This window comes from Stenotrophomonas sp. MYb57 (assembly GCF_002966815.1).
In the GTDB taxonomy this organism is placed as follows: Bacteria; Pseudomonadota; Gammaproteobacteria; order Xanthomonadales; family Xanthomonadaceae; genus Stenotrophomonas; species Stenotrophomonas indicatrix.
In genome coordinates this window covers 3865541-3881963 of sequence record NZ_CP023271.1, presented here as the reverse complement: position 1 = coordinate 3881963, position 16423 = coordinate 3865541, and the positions used below count along the sequence as shown (strand labels likewise).

Below are 16423 nucleotides of genomic sequence, written 5' to 3'. Positions count from 1 at the left end.
CATGGCCCGGCGCTACCGGAGAACTGCAGCCGCCCGGGAATCGCCCTGCAACCTCGCTGCGGCCCAATACGCCCACGCGGCCTGGCCGTGGGAAGGGACCGGACCGGCCTTCCCACCCTGGGCCCGACCAACTTTCCATGGGCGGAGCAGTGTCATGCGCAGTCGAGTGAGCAAGCGGTATTTCCAGCAGCTGTTCGCGCTGTACGCCGGTTTCGTGCAGTCGCGTTGAAGGCCGGGGCATCGCCCCGGCAACATCGAGCTTACCGCCGCTTCGCGCGTCGCGCGGGCGGCGGCGCAGGGGTCGGTGAGCGCGGCTTGGCATACTCCGCCCACAGCGCCGGCAGGGTCTTGCCGGTGTGCTTCTGCCACAGCGCCGGTGCATAGCGCCCGTCGCGCAGATCCTTGTCCAGTGCCAGCACCAGTCCCGGGTGCGCCGCTTCGGCCCACTTCAGGAAGGCACCGGTCACCCGGTAGCCGCTTTCCACCGTCTGGCCCTGGCTCAGCTTGTCCGGCAACGCCCAGCCGGCAGCGGCGTTGTTCATGCCGTAGCGATCGCGGGCGTAGTCGGCAATGCCCTCCACCAGCCAGCCCGGCACGCGCTTGTCGCCATAGCTGGGGTAGCCCTGCACGATGTGCATCGCTTCGTGGGTGACCAGATCGATGTCATCCGGGTGCTGGACCAGCCAGCCCGGATTGATGGTGATGGTGCTGGCCTTGTCCTTGTCGCCGACGAAGGCGACGCCGTTGTACGCCGGATCGATCACGATGCGCACTTCGTTCGGCGCGGCCGGGCGGAAGTCCGCACGCTCGCGCAGGTAAGCAAAGTAGAACGTATCGATGATGCGCTTGCGCACCGGCGCGGCCAGCGCGCCGGTGGCATCCTGGTAGTACAGAGTCACCCCGTCACGGCTGACCTGGCCATCGAAGGCCTGGGTCTGCGGTTGTGCGTGGCTGAGGCTGGGAAATACAAGGGCGGCAAGAGCGAGGGGGAGCAAACGTAGGCGCATGGACGTCATTGTAGGGGGGAGGGCGCCAACAGTTCGATCTCGGCCAGCTGCAGGCGCCCCGGCGCAGCCAGGCGCAGACGGTACTCGGCGTAGCGTGAGGGCGAGGCGATACGGAACGGGCGGGTCTGCCGCGCCGAGGTGAAATCTTCGCCGCGTCGCTGGTCAAGCGTTACCCAGCGCCCGTTGCCGGCACGCGCTTCCAGCGTCCACTCACCGCCACGGATCGTGCCGTCACCGCTGGTCAGCGTGTACATCGTCGGTACGCCATCGCCCACGTGGCTCAGTGCGATGGTCACGCCGCCGCCCAGCGGCACGGCCGTGTTGGCATCGTCGTCGATCAGCGCGGGCAGGGCGCGGCCATCAGCCAGTGCCGCCTGCGCGCCGTTGCCGAGCAGATCGTGCAGCAACTGCGGGCGCTGGCCACGGGCGGTCAGCGAGCGCGGTACATCATCCACGCCGCTGCCCCAGCGTGACGGCTGCGGGCCCATCACGAAGTCCAGGGTTGCACCCTTGGCGATCACTTCGTGCGGCACCCAGGTTTTGCTCCACGGCTTGCCGTTGATCTTCAGCGACTGCACGTACACGTTCTCCGGCGAATTCTGCGGTGCATTGACGGTCAACACCGCGCCGCCCTGCAGCTCGACGCGCGCATGCTGGAACGCCGGCGAACCAATCACGTACTCCGGCGCACCCATGCGCAGCGGATACAGGCCCAGCGAGGCCAGCACGTACCACGCCGAGGTCTCGCCGTTGTCCTCGTCGCCCGGATAGCCCTGGCCGATCTCGCTGCCGACATACAGCCGCGACAGGATCTCGCGCACATGCTGCTGGGTCTTCCACGGCTGCCCGGCATACAGGTACATCCAAGGGATGTGGTGTGCCGGCTGGTTGCTGTGCGCGTACATGCCCATGCGCACGTCGCGCGCTTCGGTCATCTCATGGATGGTGCCGCCGTAGGAGCCGGCGAATGCGGCGTCGGCGGTTTCCGGGGTGGCGAAGAAGGTATCGAGCTTGGCGGCCAGCTTGTCGCGGCCACCGTACAGCGCGGCGAGGCCTTCGCCATCGTGCGCGGCGGTGAAGGCGAACGTCCAGCCATTGGATTCGGTGTAGTCGTGGCCCCACACGCGCGGGTCGTAGTCCTTGGCCTGCAGGCGCCAGCTGCCATCGGGCCTGCGGCCCTGGAAGAAGCCGGCGGCCGGATCGAACAACGTCGCGTAGCTGCCGGCGCGGTGACGGAAGTAGTCGGCCTCGGTGGCGTAGCGTTCGCGTGCGGACGGTGTCGTCGCGCGCTTGGCCAGGGCATCGGCCATGTTGGCGATGCCGAAATCATTGAGTGCACCTTCCATCGTCCACGACATGCCTTCATGCACGTCGGCGCTGGCATAGCCGCGGAACGTCGAACGATCCATGCCCTTGCGGCCGACGTGGCGGTCCGGTGGCACCACGGTGGCGTTCTTCAGCGCTGCGGCGTAGGCCTCTTCCGGATCGAAGCCACCGATGCCCTTCAGCCACGCATCGGCGAAGGCGACGTCCGAGCTGGTGCCGACCATCAGGTCCGCGTAGCCCGGCGAGGACCAGCGCGCGACCCAGCCACCGGCGCGGTACTGCTCGATGAAACCCTGTACCAGCTGCCCGGCATCATCCGGGGTGAACAGCGCATACGCCGGCCAGGTGGTGCGGAACGTGTCCCAGAAGCCGTTGTTGACGAAGACCTTGCCGTCGCGCACCGGTGCGAAGCTGCGCGTCGCGCTGCCGTCGGTGTTGTCATCGGCGGCGCTGGCCTGGCTGGCATAGCGCCACTCGGGCGCGGCGGCGGTGCCCACATTCTCGTGGCCGGAATTGGGGTACAGGTACAGCCGGTACAGGCTGGAGTACAGCGTGGTCTTCTGGTCGTCACCGGCATTGCCGATGTCGAAACGGGCCAGGCGCGCATCCCACGCATCCTGTGCGCGTCCGGCCACGCTTTCCAGCGTATCGGCGGCGGCCAGTTCCAGTGCCAGGTTGTGCCGCGCCTGCTCGACCGAGATCAACGAGGTGGCGATGCGCATCGTCACCCGGCGCTCGCTGCCTGGGTCGAACTTGATGTAGCCGGTCGGGCGGCCGGTGCCGATCTGGCCGCTGCTGCGCCACGGCCTGTCGAAGCTGGCCACCACGTACATGCGGGTGGCGCCGTTGGACAGGCCGCTGCGGGTATCGGTGTAGCCGGTCAACGTCTGCGTGGCGGCATCGAGGGTGAGTCCGCCGCGGGCATCGACGTTGTCGAACAGCAGGTTGGCGTCGCCGCCTTCGGGGAACTCGAAGCGGAACAGCGCGGCATGGTCGGTGGGGGCGATGGACGCGGCGATGCCGTTGTCGAAGCGCACGTCGTAGCGATACGGGCGCGCGTTTTCCTGCGTGCGGTCGAAGGACAACGCCCGCTTGCTGCGGTCCGCTTCGGGCACACCGCGCGTGGCGGAGGGCATCACCTGGAAGGTCTGGCGGTCGCCCATCCACGGGCTGGGCTGGTGGCTCAGCGCCAACGCCTGCAGCTGCGGCCGGTTCTTCGCATCGTTCTGCTCGTTCCAGCGGTACAGCCAGTTCAGTGCGCCGGCATCGGTCACCGGCGTCCAGAAGTTGAAACCGTGCGGTACCGCAGTGGCCGGGAAGTTGTTGCCGCGCGAGAAGGTGCCGTTGGCCTGGGTTCCGCGCGTGGTCAGTACCCAGTCGGAGACCCGCTGCGGCGCCTGCCGTGGCTGCACGTCCAGGCGCACGTCGTCGATCCAGCCCGACACAGGCGCGCCATTGGCGCTGGCCACCTCGAGCTCGATGGCCAGCACGCGGCGGCCCTTCAGCGCCGGCATGTCGCCCAGCCTGACCGCCTTGCGCGCCCACTGCTGCGGGTACAACGTCTTCGAATCGCCCTGCGCCCGTGCGCCCAGCGCTACGCCGTGCTGGTCGCGCGCGCCGCTGGCGGAGACGCGGCTGCCATCGTCCAGCAGCAGGTCCAGCGAGACATAGGTGGAGGCCACGGTGTCCTTGCCGACGATCTCCGGCAATACCAGCCAGGACAGCGTGGTGTCGGTGTCGATGGGCAGATCGGTCTTGAACAGTTCGCGGCGTGCCTGGCCGCCACTGGTGCTGTAGTGCAACGCATGCAGGCCGCTGTACCCGACGTTTCGCTTGGCCGCGTACGGCGCGCCGGGGCCGCTGCCGACGTCGACGGACAAGGTGCCATCGGACCTGGCCGGTGCCGGTTCGCCCGGCTCGAAGGAGGTCTGCAGCCCTTGCGCCAGCACCGGCGTCGCAGTGGTCGCACAGGCCAGGGCCAGGGCGAGCGGAAGCAGGGCGCGGCGCGGATCGGACAGGGTCATGCAGGGTCTCCCGGTAGGGCAGGCGGCAGGCAGAACCCGCATCGGCGAACACCACGGACAGCATCGCCCCGTCCGCCGCAGGGCAGTCGGGAGGCGATGCAGGTCCGGTGGGGGGCGGGCCATGCGATCGGGTCAGGAATGGATCGCTGCCGATGCTGCAACAGCCGGCAGCGCCCTGACAAGTGCCATTTAGTTCGATCCAAATGCGGGAAATTCGAACGACGACCGATTCCGCGCGGAACTGACTGGCCTGCCTGGGATTTCCCGCCGATGGGGGCGGGGCGACGGCGGCGCGGGAGGGCAGGGCGGTCGCACGTGGCTGCACCGGCGAAGGCTGCAAGCGGGCCGCCGCGCGCAGCGGCCACGCAGCGCACGGTGTTTACCGGGCCCAGATGCTAGAATCGCAGGCCTCGCAATCCGTTCATCGACATCCGCCATGAGCCATACCGCCACCGCGCCCGCCAACGCCGAAAAGCGCTACACCGTGCACCGCAGCGATCTGCCGCTGAGCTGCCCGACCCCGGAAATGGCGCTGTGGAACTCGCATCCGCGGGTGTACCTGCCGATCGAAGACGAACCCAACGGGCAAGCGCAGTGTGCTTACTGCGGCGCCGTGTTCGTGCTGGCCGACTAAACGGCTGCCCCCTCGATGCGCCGATTGACCGTGGTGCAGTTGCTGCCGGCGCTGCACTCCGGCGGTGTCGAGCGCTCGACCCTTGAAATCGCCGCGGCCCTGGTCGCTGCCGGCCATCGCGCGCTGGTGGTGTCCGCTGGTGGTCGCCTGGTGCAGCCGCTGCTCGACAGCGGTGCCGAGCACCTGACCCTGGATATCGGCCGCAAGTCGCTGCTGACGCTGCGCCATCTGCCTACCCTGCGTCGCCTGTTCACCGAAGTGGGCGCCGACATCGTCCACGCCCGTTCGCGCCTGCCGGCGTGGCTGGGGCTGTACGCGATCCGTGCGATGCAGCCGGCGCAACGCCCGCATTGGGTGACTACCGTGCATGGGCTGAATTCGCCCAGCCGCTACAGCGCGGTGATGACCAGCGGCGAACGCGTGATCTGTGTGTCCAACAGCGTGCGCGACTACGTACACACGCATTACCCGACGGTGCCGCACGACAGGCTGCAGGTTATCCCGCGCGGGGTGGATGTCAGCCAGTTCCCGCGCGTGGCACGCGCTGATCGGCGTCCCCGGCTGGCGCTGGCGACCGACTACCCGTGGCTGGCCCAGGTCGACGGACCGCTGTTGCTGCTGCCCGGTCGCGGCACCCGCCTGAAAGGCCACGCCCACGCGTTGCAGCTGCTTGCCGATGTCCGTGCAGCAGGCGTGCCGGCACAGTTGTGGATGCTGGGCACCGACGAGCCTGGCCGGGAAACCTATGTGGCAGAGCTGCGCAGGCAGGCGGCCGCACTGGGCGTGACCGGGGCGGTGCACATCAGCACGCCGACTGCGCGCATCGCCCAGGCGTACGCCGCCAGCGATCTGGTGCTGCAACTGTCGGACAAACCGGAAGCCTTTGGTCGCACCGTGGTCGAAGCGTTGTCGGTCGGCCGCCCGGTGCTGGGTTGGAACCATGGTGGGGTCGGCGAACTGCTGCAGCAGCTGCAGCCCAGTGGCGCCGTGCCGCTGGGCAATGCGCAGCTGCTGGGTGAACGTGCGCTGGCCCTGTTGGCACAGCCGCCGTCGCTGCCGGGCCGTATCCCGTTTACCCTGCAGGCCATGCAGCGCGATACCCTCCGTCTTTATGCCGACCTCGCTGGCTGACGCCACGCCGCCCCTGCGCGATGAGCGCGCCGGCCGCTGGGCACCCTGGTGGGTGCTGGCCTACGTCGCGTTGTGGCCGCTGCCGGGTATCGCCGAAACAGTGCTGGGCCTGGGGGCGTTGTACGCCGCCGCACGCATGGTCATCCGCAGGGTGCAGCATCGCCCTCATCTGCTGAGCCCGGCAGCGTGGGCGCTGACATCGATTCTTTTCCTCGGCTACTGGTTGCCGCAGGCGTTCTCGGCCTTCGATGCCGTGGACCCGTCGGCGTCGTGGACCAAGGCTGCGGCCGGGCTGCGCTATCTGCCTTTCATGTGGCTGGTGGCGATCGCCGTGGCCACCCCGCAGCGGCGGCGCCTGACCCTGGGTGGGTTGGCGGTGATCACCGGCCTGTGGACGCTCGATGCGCTGGTGCAGGCACTGGCAGGCACCAGCCCCTGGTTCTGGTCGCTGCAGCAGATCAAGCTGGCCATCAGCGGCCACGCATTGTGCCCGGCTGAAGAAGCCGCGCTGGCCGACCGTCTCAGCGGCGCGCTTGGGCCGTGCAACCTGAAATTCGGCCAGGTGCTGGCCAGTCTTTCGCCGTTCCTGTTGTTGCCGGTGGCGCGCCGTTTCGGCAATGCGGGCTGGCTGTTGGCCGCTGCTGCAGTGGGCGTGGTGCTGCTGCTGGCCGGCTCGCGTGCCTCATGGATCACCTTCGGCCTGGTGGTCGCCTACAGCGGCGTGCGCCAACTGGGATGGAAGCGGCTGGGCCTGCTCGCGCTGGTGGGTATTCTCTCGGCGAGCGTACTGGCCGCCAGCGTGCCGCAGCTGCGTGAGCGTGTGGCGCGCACGGCAATGGCCTGGGACGGTGGCGAGGATGGGGTCGAGCAGGCACTGTCCGGTCGTACCCGCATCTGGAGTGCGGCGGCCTGCATGATCGAAGCACACCCGATCAATGGTGTCGGTGCACGTGGCTTCCGCGATGCCTATCCCCACTGCGTTGCGCATGAAGGACCGGCGGTGTGGGGCACCATGCCCGCGCTGCACGCCCATCAGATCGTGCTGGAGATCCTGGCCGAGACAGGTGTGCTGGGGCTGCTGCTGTGGCTGGCGGCGGTGGCACAGGCATGGCGGGCATGGCGTTTCGCCCCGGCCCCGGCGCGCGAACGTGCACGCCCGGCAATGCTGGCACTGGCGGTCACCGTGTTCCCGCTCAATACGCACCTGGCGTTCTATTCCGCGTTCTGGGGCGGCTTGACCGTCCTGCTCGCCGCGCTGTTCGTCGGCACGTTGCTGGCGCGCGAACCGGACGATCAGCCGGGCGCCGGGTAATCTCCGCATCCACGCATGGCGTGGATCTACTGAATCGTGCGGGGTTGGGGAACGTCCCGTCCACGCACAGCGTGGATCTACTTGCGTGTGCGGTACGGGGCCTATCCACGCATGGCGTGGATCTACTGGATTGTGCGGGGTGGCTGGTCGTATCCACGCATGGCGTGGATCTACTTGCGTGTGCGGGACGGGGCCCTATCCACGCATGGCGTGGATCTACTGGATTGTGCGGGGTGGCTGGTCGTATCCACGCATGGCGTGGATCTCCGGGGACGTGTCGGGCGGGGGAGCAGTAGATCCACGCCATGCGTGGATGGGCTTTCCCATGAACACTGGCCGGTGTCGCGGCTTTTCCCGACTGGCCGCAGGGTGGTCCGCCAATGCAAGGATGACCGGGCAAACCGCAGTCTGTCCCCATGGCAAGCCCCAGACTCCGCTACGGTCGCTACTCCCGCACGGGAAATGTCTATTCCCTGACCACGACAACACACGGCCGGGAGCCATTCTTCTCCGACGCAGGCAATGTCGCTGTGCTGGTGGACGCGCTGCGCTTCGTCGAACGCAGCGGCATCAGCCACAGCCTCGCCTGGGTGGTGATGCCCGACCACCTGCACTGGTTGATGGAACTGCAGAAGGGAACGCTGGCCCAGTGCATGGCGTTGCTGAAATCACGCAGCAGCCGGCAGCTGAACCGGATATCGGGACGAAAAGGGCCGCTCTGGCAGCACGGCTATCACGACCATGCGGTGCGTACCGATGAATCCCTTCATGACAACGCGATGTACATCCTGGGCAATCCGGTGCGGGCCGGATTGGCTGGTGGGCTGGGGGACTACCCTCACGCCTGGTGTCGTTGGCCGTTGTAGATTCCGGCATCGGAAGAGAGAACATCCACGCATGGCGTGGATCTACTGATCGGCATTCCCAGTAGATCCACGCCATGCGTGGATGAGCCATCCAAATCTCACGTCACTTGTAGAAATCGCTGCGCCCGCCTGGCTGGCGCTTGAAGCGGCGATGGATCCACAGGTACTGGTCCGGTGCCTCGCGCACCATCTGCTCGATGGCCTGGTTGACCCGCGCGGTATCGGCTTCGACGTCCTCGCTGGGGAAATTCTCCAGCGGCGCGCCGATCTTCAGGAAGTACTTCCCGCCTTCGCGGCGATGGAAGTAGGGGATGACCGCACAACCGGTCATCCGCGCCAGCTGGTGGGTGGCGGTGATGGTGGAGGCGGTGTGGCCGAAGAACGGCACGAATACGGTGTCCTTGCCGCGCATGTCCTGGTCGGGCGCGTACCAGAGGAAGCCGCCCTTTTTCAGGTGGCGCACCGTCGCGCGGATGTCCTCGTTGGCGTACATCGCCTTGGCATAGCGCAGGCGGCCGAACTTCACCGCCCACTCGTACACCGGGTTCTTGTGCTTGCGGTACATGCCGGACAGGTCGACGTGGTCGCACAGCAGGCGGCCGCACATTTCCAGAGTCATGAAGTGGCCCGAGACCAGCAGCACGCCGCGGCCTTCGGCCTGCATCTGCTTGAGGTGTTCCAGCCCTTCGATGTGCACCTGCGGGCGGATGCTGTCGATGCTGCCCCACCAGGAACGCGCGCATTCGAAGATGCCCACACCCAAGGCATCGAAGCTGTCGCGCACCAGGCGCTTGCGCCAGGCCTCGTCCTTCTCGGGGAAGCACAGCTTGAGGTTGACCTCGGCGGCATGGCGGCGGCTGCCGGCCAAGCGCCAGGCGATCGAGCCGACCCCGCGGCCCAGCACGCGCTGCAGCGTCCACGGCAGCCGGGCGATCCCGAAGGCAGTGAACATGACGGCAAACATCGGCCAGTTGCGTGGATCACGCAGCGACGGACGGACGGCGGTGGTGGCATCGGACATGCCGCCATTCTACCAACCCGGCCGCGTGTCTTTCCCGGGGGGCTCCCGTATCCTTGCCGTATGCGTAAAGACCCTGTCGAATGGATCCTGCGTGGCCTGTACTCGGCCGTGCTGTACCTCCTGCTGCCGATCACCGTGTACCACCTGGTCTGGCGCGGCTTCCGGGTCCGTGAATACTTCCGGCGCTGGGATGAACGCTATGCGTCCTATCCGCAGCCCAGCGGCCAGCCCCGGGTCTGGCTGCATGCGGTCTCGGTGGGCGAGGTCAACGCCGCTGCGCCGCTGGTCAATGCGCTGCGCGCGCAGCGGCCGGACATTCGCTGGGTCATCACCACCATCACCCCGACCGGCTCGGAACGGGTGCGCGCGCTGTGGGGCGATGCGCTGGACCATGTGTACCTGCCGTACGACGTGCCGGGCAGCGTCAACCGCTTCCTGGGGCACTTCCAGCCCAGCCTGGCGCTGATCCTGGAAACCGAGCTGTGGCCGAACATGCTGTTCGGCTGCCGCGACCGTCGCATTCCGGTGTACATCCTCAATGCGCGCCTGTCGGCCCGATCGCTGCGCGGCTACCGCGTGCTGGCGGCGTTGATCCGGCGTGCGCTGCGCACGGTCACCTGCGTGGCCGCACAGTCGCAGGATGACGCTGCGCGGTTCGTGCAGCTGGGCGCGGCGCCGGAACAGGTGCAGGCACTGGGCAACCTGAAGTTCGACATCGCCACGCCGGACGTGCAGCCCTTCATCGAACAGTTCCATGCCCATGTGCCGGCCACGCGCCCGGTGTGGATCGCGGCCAGCACGCATGATGGTGAAGAGCAGGCAGTGATCGACCTGCACCGCCGCCTGCGCCAGCAGCATCCGGACCTGCTGCTGCTGTGGGCGCCGCGGCATCCGGAGCGCTTCCCCAAGGTGGAGGCGCTGGCCCGCGAGCAGGGCTGGAACGTGTCGACACGGCGCGCACAGCAGTGGCCGGACGCGCGTAGCGATGTCTTCGTCATCGACACGCTGGGCGAACTGATGCCGTTCTACGGCTGTGCCCAGGTCGCCTTCGTCGGTGGCAGCCTGCAGGCCATCGGCGGCCACAACCTGCTGGAACCGGCAGCGATGGGTACCGCAGCGGTGACCGGCCCGCATCTGCACAACTTCGCCGAGATCTCGCGGCGCATGCGCGAGGCCGGTGCACTGCTGATCGGCGAAGACGTGCAGGCGGTGGGTGATCTGCTGCTGCACCTGCTCGACGACGTGCAGGCGCGCGAAGACATGGCCCGCGCCGGTTGCACGCTGGTCAGCAATGGCCGCGGCGCGCTGCAGCGGACCCTGCAGCTGGTGGCTCCACACCTGCCGCCGCCGCTGGCCTGAGACCCCGCCTGTCGCCCTCAGGTGTTTCAAGGGCGCCCTGCCTTTGCGCTGTCGTGAACGCCTGCATCAAGCCCGCTTGATGGTGGTGAATCTGTCGTAGCTGGACCGCTCGCGCCGACCACGGCGTGCAAGCTGTCACATCATCGTTCGTATGGCGCAGATTCCGATTCCGCTTACCGCGTCAGGCTGCCAGCTTGTTGTCGACCACGCTTGGGCGACATCAAGGGAGCTTTGAATGATCGGCGACAACGGAGGCGCGCTGCACGCCAGCGCGAAGCCCGGGAGGCTGGGCACCGACCATCTGCTGGTGGTGGCGCTGACCCTGCTGTTGGGCGGCAGCGTTGTCGCCCTGGTCGGGCAGCACACGGCGGCACAGGCGGGGCCCGCCATTGTCCTCAGCCTGTTGCTGGCGGCGTTGGGCGCAGTGCCGATGCTGTATTGCCTGCGCATGGCGATGCGGCGCCTGCCGGATGCTTCGGGTCTGCATGGTCTGCTGCGTGCCGCCTGGGGCAGGCTGCCTGCCGACGTACTGGTGATTGCCCTGCTGCTGGAACTGACGGCGACCATCGCAGGGCTGGCGCAATCGATGGCGCGTCATCTGTACGCAGCCGCCGAGGTCATCGACGCCGCACCCGGGCAGTGGCTGCCCTTGCCGCTGGCGGCGGCGATCCTGGTGCTGCTGTTGGGGGCCGCCGCTGCAGTGCTGCGGACGCCGCGCGCGCTGTTGTTGGCCAGTGCACTGTTGACGGTGAAGCTGGGCGTGGGCCTGCTGCTGTTGTTGCTGGCAGCACGCCATGTGCACTACGCGCATTGGATTCCGTGGCTGCCATCGGCTACCGCGCCCTATCGCTTCGGGGTGGGTGGCGTGCTGGCAGCGGGCGTGGCATTGCTCGGCGTCCTGCTGGGTGCAGGCCTGCTGGCAGGGTTTTCCGGGCGGGTGCCGCGCCCTCGTTCGCAGGTTTCCAGAGCCGCCGGCGCAGCGGTGCTGATGGCGATGTTGTGGCTGATGGTACTGGCTGCGCTGCAGTCGGGCCTTGTCGAGTTTGCCGCGTTGGCCAGCACGCGGCCGCTGTCGGTGGCGTTGCAGGGGATCCCGCAGCTGCAGTGGTTGCTGCCACTTTTGCCGTTGGCGGGCGGCGCGGGGCTGGCGGCCCTGCAGTTGGTGCTGCTGCTGTTGGCAGCGCGGCTGGGGAGAGAAGTCTGGCCGCCGAAGTCCGGCGCAGTGGGTACCGGTGCGCGTTTGCCGCTGACGCTGGCGCTGACCGTGCTGTCGGCGGCGTTGGCGCTGTCGCTGCCGGAGGGGTGGCTTCCACAGCTGCCGGGGCCTGCAGGCCTGCTGGTCCTGGCCGCCGTGTGCCTCGGCGTTGCCCGCAGCCAGTGGCAGGTGCGGGCCGCGGCCGGCGAACGACGGCTGATCCCGATGGTGCTCTCCCCAGTGGCAACCGCACTGTGCCTGTTGCCGGCAGCCACGTCGCGGCTGTTTCTACCGGTGCTGGTGGTGCTGGCGGTCGTGTTGGCAGGCGTCCTGTTGCGTCGGCGCGCCGGGCGTTCGCGCTAGCGCCCCCACACACCGCAGGCCATCTGCAATCAATAAAAAAGCCACCCTCGCGGGTGGCTTTGTGACCAGGCCGGTCGCGCCGACTCAGTTCGTGGTCGTCGACGGGTTGCCCGCGTCCTGGGTCAGCAGGCGGTTGATGTCCTGCAGTTCGGCGACATCCAGGCCACCCACGGCCTGGCTCAGCAGCAGGCGGTTCTGCAGGAAGTTGTAGCGGGCCTGCGCGTAATCCAGCTGTGCGGAGAACAGGATGCGCTGGTTCTGGATCACGTCCAGCACGGTGCGGGTACCCACTTCCAGGCCAACCTGCGAGGCATCGTAGGCGCTCTGCGCGGAAACCACGGCCAAACGGCGCGCTTCCACTTCGCTGATGCCCTGCACCAGGGTCTGGTAGGCATTGCGGGTGTTGCGGTCCAGCGCGCGCTTCTGCTGCTCGAAACCATCCTGGGCGATGTCACGCTGGGCCAGCGCCTGGCGCACGCCGGACTGGGTGGCGCCGCCGGAGAAGATCGGCACGCTCAGGGTCAGGCCAATGCTGTTGGTGCGTGCATCGGGGGAGAGCGAACCGGCGCCGACGCTGTCGCCCCAGGTTGCGCTCTTGCCCCAGCTGCCGCCCAGCGACAGGGTCGGGTAGTGACCGCCACGGGCGGCCTGCACGCCGGCTTCGGCGGCACCGACCTTCAGCTCCTGCGCCTTCAGCGCCGGATTCTGCGTGGTCGCCTGCTGCACCAGCTGGTCCAGGTTGCCGCGGTTGGCCGGCACTTCCGGACGGAAATCGGCCGGCAGGCCCTTCAGGTTGACCACCGGCTGGCCGGTCAGTTCGGTCAGGGCCTGGTAGTTATCGGCCAGGGTGTTCTGCGCAACGATGGTGTTGGCGCGCGCCTGGTCGTACTGGGCGCGTGCTTCATGCACGTCGGTGATCGGCGCCAGGCCCACTTCCAGGCGCTTGTCGGCGAAGTCGAACTGCTTCTTCGCGGCCGCTTCATTGGTCTGTGCGGCGTTCAGCGATTCGATCGCCACCAGCACGTTGAAGTAGGCCGCCGAGGTGCGCACGATCAGGTTGTCGTTGGCCGAGTCGAGGGTGAAGTCCGCCGCCTTGCTCAGCTCGCGCTGCGAGCGCAGGTTGTTGATCTGCGTCCAGTTGAACAGCGTCTGCGAACCGTCGATCGTGTAGTTGCGGCGCTTGCTGGTGACCGTGCCGGAGTTGGCGTCATGGTCGGCTTCGGTGCGGGTGCGGCTCAACTGGGCCTGGCCATTGATCTGCGGCAGCAGGGCAGCACGCGCCTGCACGGCGCCTTCCTTGTCGTACAGCCGGGTGGATTCGGCGGCGGACAGCTGCGGGTCACCATTGCGCGCCATTTCATAGACCTGCAGCAGGTCGGCGGCATGGGCGGACAACGGCAGCAGGGCAGTGGCCAGCGCAACAGCGAGGGATCGGCGGATCATTGCGGCTTCCTTGGACTCAGAGGTGGAACTGGGGGGCCGGGGCGGCACCACGCAGGTAATCGATATCGGTCTCGAACAGCGACTCGGTGCTGCCATCGGCCTTCACCAGCAGTGCTTCCATTGCCGGCGAACGGCCCTGGATGACATACAGGCGACCACCCGGACGCAACCACGAAGCAAACTGTGACGGCACCACGTCAACGGCGCCAGTGACACAGATCACGTCGAAGCGGCGTTCGGTCTGCCAGGCCAGGCCATCGGCCACTTCCACGCGCACGTTGGTGCCCAGGCCGGTGGCATCCAGGCGGGCGCGCGCAGCGGCGGCCAGTTCCGGATCGATTTCCAGGCTCAGCACGTCGCGCGCCAGCGCGCCGATGCAGGCCGACAGGAAGCCGCTGCCGGTGCCGATTTCCAGCACTTCGTCACCCGGCTGCAGATCCAGTGCCTGCAGGGTACGGCCCTCGATGACCGGCTTCATCATCTTCTGGCCGTTGCCGATCGGCAGTTCGACATCGGCATAGGCCAGCGCCCGGTGCGCGTCGGCGACGAAGGCCTCGCGCGGCAGGCGGGCCAGGACGTCGAGCACCTTGATGTCCAGCACGTCCCAGGGACGGATCTGCTGTTCCACCATCAGTTCGCGGGCGTGGGCGTAATCAATCGTCATGAGGTTCAAATCCAGCGCAGTGGGCCGGCCATTTTACCGGTGCCGGAGGCCGGCGGCGCGCCCAGAGCATCAGCTGCGGGGTGGCCGGGGTCGCAGTGCCGGAAGTCATCGCGACCTCCGGTTCGTTCAGTTTTGGTTATCCAGCGTGCCCAGCCCCCCGCGGCGCGTAGGCGCGCAGGAAGAAATCCACACTGGCGGCCACATGGATCGCAGCATCGGTCTCGACGGGGGACAGTGGCATGCCGCACATCATATGCATGTGCACTTCGCCCTTCACCAGGGTCAGGAACTGCTGGCCGGCGATGTAGCAGTCGGGGATATCCAGTTCGCCGCGCTCGGCACGCGAACGCATGAAGTCGGCCAGTGCCTCGCAGGTGCGTTGCGGGCCCGCCTGCCAGAACAGTTCGCGCAGGCGCTCGTCGGTCTCCGGCGCCATCATCATCCGCTGGATCGACAGGGCCGCGTCGGAGGTGATCATCTCGAAGAACGCCATGCCGATGCCCAGCAACTGGTCACGCAGGGGGCCTTCGACGTCGGCCACGAACAGCGCGTCGGGCAGCATCTCGATGCACTTGGACTGCACAGCTTCGGAGAACAGGGTCTCTTTGTCGCCGAAATGGCTGTAGACGGTCAGCTTCGAGACGCCGGCCTGGGCAGCAATGCTGTCCATGCTCACGCCGCTGTAGCCCTGTTCAATGAACAGTGTCTTGGCTGCCTCGAGTATTGCCGCGCGCTTGCCCAGATCCTTGGGGCGCCCGGGACCGGCAGCCTTGGCAGCGGGCTTGGCCGTCGGCTTTCGGGAAGTGGGAGAACTCATTCCGCTAATACTAGACCAAGCGGTTCGATATTTATACTATACCGGCTGGTTCACTAATGTCCGCGTTGCAACAGTATGTTGCCGGCGCGTTCCCCCCGGATTTCTTTTCAGGTCCTGTACCTCATGAAAAACATGCGTTGGTTGGGCGTAGGCGTACTGGTCGTGGTGTTGGCAGCGTGCGGCAAGCAGGCCGCCGAGCCGGCGGCGGCCATCCCGGTGCTGGTGGTGCATCCCACCACGCAGGATGGACAGGCCGCGGCCGCCTACCCCGGCGAGGTGCGTGCCCGCCAGGAAAGCCCACTGTCGTTCCGGGTTGGCGGCAACCTGGTCAAGCGCCTCGTCGACGCAGGCGAGCGGGTGAAGAAGGGCCAGCTGCTGGCCGAGCTGGATGCGGCCGACTACGCCTCGCAGGCGGCGGCGTCGCAGGCGCAGCTGGCGGCGGCGGAAGCAGACCTGGTGCGCGCGCGCGATGACCAGAAGCGCTATGCCAAGCTGGCGGAAGACCAGCTGGTGAGCCGCTCGGCACTGGACCAGCAGACGGCGGCATTCAAGGCTGCACAGGGCCAGGCCAACGCCGCCCGGGCCAACCTCGCCGTGGCCCGCAACCAGGCCGAGTACGCGCAGCTGCGCGCACCCGCCGATGGCGTGATCGCCAGCCGCCAGGCCGAAGCCGGGCAGGTCGTGAGCGCGGGGCAGACGGTGTTCACCCTGGCCGCCGATGGTGGCCGTGAGGTGCTGATCGCGCTGCCGGAAAGCAGCATCCGCGACTACAAGGTCGGCCAGTCGGTGCAGGTGGAACTGTGGAACCGTCCGGGCCAGCTGCTGCCGGGCACCCTGCGCGAGATCGCCCCGGCCGCCGATGCACAGGCGCGCACCTATGCCACGCGCGTGAGCCTGGCGCCGGAAGCACTGAGCGAAGTGGAACTGGGCCAGAGTGCGCGGGTGTTTGCCACCGCCGGGCGCAGTGGTGCGTTGCAGCTGCCGCTGGCGGCCGTGCTGCGCGGCAGTGATGGCAAGGCCAGCGTGTGGGTGGTCAATCCGTCCAACGGTGCATTGAAGGCAACGCCGGTGCAGGTGGGTGCCTACGGCGCGCAGGCCGTGCCGGTCGTGTCCGGCGTGGGCGCGACGGACTGGGTGGTCGCTGCCGGCGGCCATCTGCTGCGCGAAGGCCAGGTGGTGACGCCGGTCGACCGCCAGAACCGCCCGGTGCTGGCACCGTCGGTCGCCAAGCCGGCGCCGGCCGCAGGCAAGGGGCGCTGAC

The 16423-nt window shown here is 67.8% G+C and carries 13 protein-coding genes; 7 read left to right on the top strand and 6 right to left on the bottom strand.

Annotated features, from left to right (window positions below; translation table 11 throughout):
• Window positions 1–260: 260 nt before the first annotated feature.
• Both CLM74_RS17715 and CLM74_RS17710 read right to left on the bottom strand, forming a co-directional pair.
• Window positions 261–1016: a basic secretory protein-like protein gene (locus CLM74_RS17715; protein ID WP_105164620.1), complete on the bottom strand. Its 756-nt coding sequence runs from the start codon at window positions 1014–1016 to the stop codon at window positions 261–263.
• Complete coding sequence (locus tag CLM74_RS17710; RefSeq protein ID WP_105164619.1) at window positions 1013–4357, bottom strand: GH92 family glycosyl hydrolase; 3345 nt, start codon at window positions 4355–4357, stop codon at window positions 1013–1015. Before CLM74_RS17710 ends, CLM74_RS17715 begins: the two co-directional genes overlap by 4 nt.
• A gap of 436 nt (window positions 4358–4793) precedes the next feature.
• Between CLM74_RS17710 and CLM74_RS17705 the strand changes: the two genes are divergently transcribed.
• From CLM74_RS17705 to CLM74_RS17690, 4 genes are all read left to right on the top strand, one after another.
• Window positions 4794–4991 carry a zinc-finger domain-containing protein gene (locus CLM74_RS17705; protein WP_025874129.1) on the top strand — a complete coding sequence of 66 codons (198 nt, stop codon included), beginning with the start codon at window positions 4794–4796 and terminating at the stop codon, window positions 4989–4991.
• Window positions 4992–5006: 15 nt separating this feature from the next.
• A complete protein-coding gene (locus CLM74_RS17700) occupies window positions 5007–6122 on the top strand; it encodes a glycosyltransferase (protein WP_105164618.1) in 1116 nt (371 codons plus the stop codon).
• Window positions 6103–7434, top strand: coding sequence for an O-antigen ligase (locus CLM74_RS17695; protein ID WP_105164617.1), 1332 nt, complete (start codon window positions 6103–6105; stop codon window positions 7432–7434). Before CLM74_RS17700 ends, CLM74_RS17695 begins: the two co-directional genes overlap by 20 nt.
• A gap of 416 nt (window positions 7435–7850) precedes the next feature.
• On the top strand, window positions 7851–8300 hold the full coding sequence (locus tag CLM74_RS17690; RefSeq protein ID WP_105164616.1) for a transposase: 450 nt from the start codon (window positions 7851–7853) through the stop codon (window positions 8298–8300).
• Between the two features lie 103 nt (window positions 8301–8403).
• On the opposite strand, the gene CLM74_RS17685 is transcribed toward CLM74_RS17690, so the two are convergent.
• On the bottom strand, window positions 8404–9321 hold the full coding sequence (locus tag CLM74_RS17685) for an LpxL/LpxP family Kdo(2)-lipid IV(A) lauroyl/palmitoleoyl acyltransferase (protein WP_025874133.1): 918 nt from the start codon (window positions 9319–9321) through the stop codon (window positions 8404–8406).
• Between the two features lie 60 nt (window positions 9322–9381).
• On the opposite strand from CLM74_RS17685, the gene waaA reads away from it, so the two are divergent.
• Together waaA and CLM74_RS17675 are read left to right on the top strand one after the other, a co-directional pair.
• A complete protein-coding gene (gene waaA / locus CLM74_RS17680; protein ID WP_025874134.1) occupies window positions 9382–10680 on the top strand; it encodes a lipid IV(A) 3-deoxy-D-manno-octulosonic acid transferase in 1299 nt (432 codons plus the stop codon).
• A 235-nt stretch (window positions 10681–10915) separates the two neighbouring features.
• Window positions 10916–12238 (top strand): amino acid transporter, encoded by a 1323-nt coding sequence (locus CLM74_RS17675; protein WP_234003383.1) that lies wholly within the window; start codon window positions 10916–10918, stop codon window positions 12236–12238.
• Window positions 12239–12322: 84 nt separating this feature from the next.
• Here CLM74_RS17675 and CLM74_RS17670 read toward each other — a convergent pair whose 3' ends face one another.
• From CLM74_RS17670 to CLM74_RS17660, 3 genes are all read right to left on the bottom strand, one after another.
• A complete protein-coding gene (locus CLM74_RS17670) occupies window positions 12323–13681 on the bottom strand; it encodes a TolC family outer membrane protein (RefSeq protein ID WP_025874136.1) in 1359 nt (452 codons plus the stop codon).
• 16 nt (window positions 13682–13697) lie between these two features.
• A complete protein-coding gene (locus CLM74_RS17665) occupies window positions 13698–14345 on the bottom strand; it encodes a protein-L-isoaspartate O-methyltransferase (RefSeq protein WP_032975442.1) in 648 nt (215 codons plus the stop codon).
• Window positions 14346–14481: 136 nt separating this feature from the next.
• On the bottom strand, window positions 14482–15162 hold the full coding sequence (locus CLM74_RS17660; protein WP_025874138.1) for a TetR/AcrR family transcriptional regulator: 681 nt from the start codon (window positions 15160–15162) through the stop codon (window positions 14482–14484).
• A 123-nt stretch (window positions 15163–15285) separates the two neighbouring features.
• Between CLM74_RS17660 and CLM74_RS17655 the strand changes: the two genes are divergently transcribed.
• A complete protein-coding gene (locus CLM74_RS17655; protein ID WP_105164615.1) occupies window positions 15286–16422 on the top strand; it encodes an efflux RND transporter periplasmic adaptor subunit in 1137 nt (378 codons plus the stop codon).
• Window position 16423 lies beyond the last annotated feature (1 nt).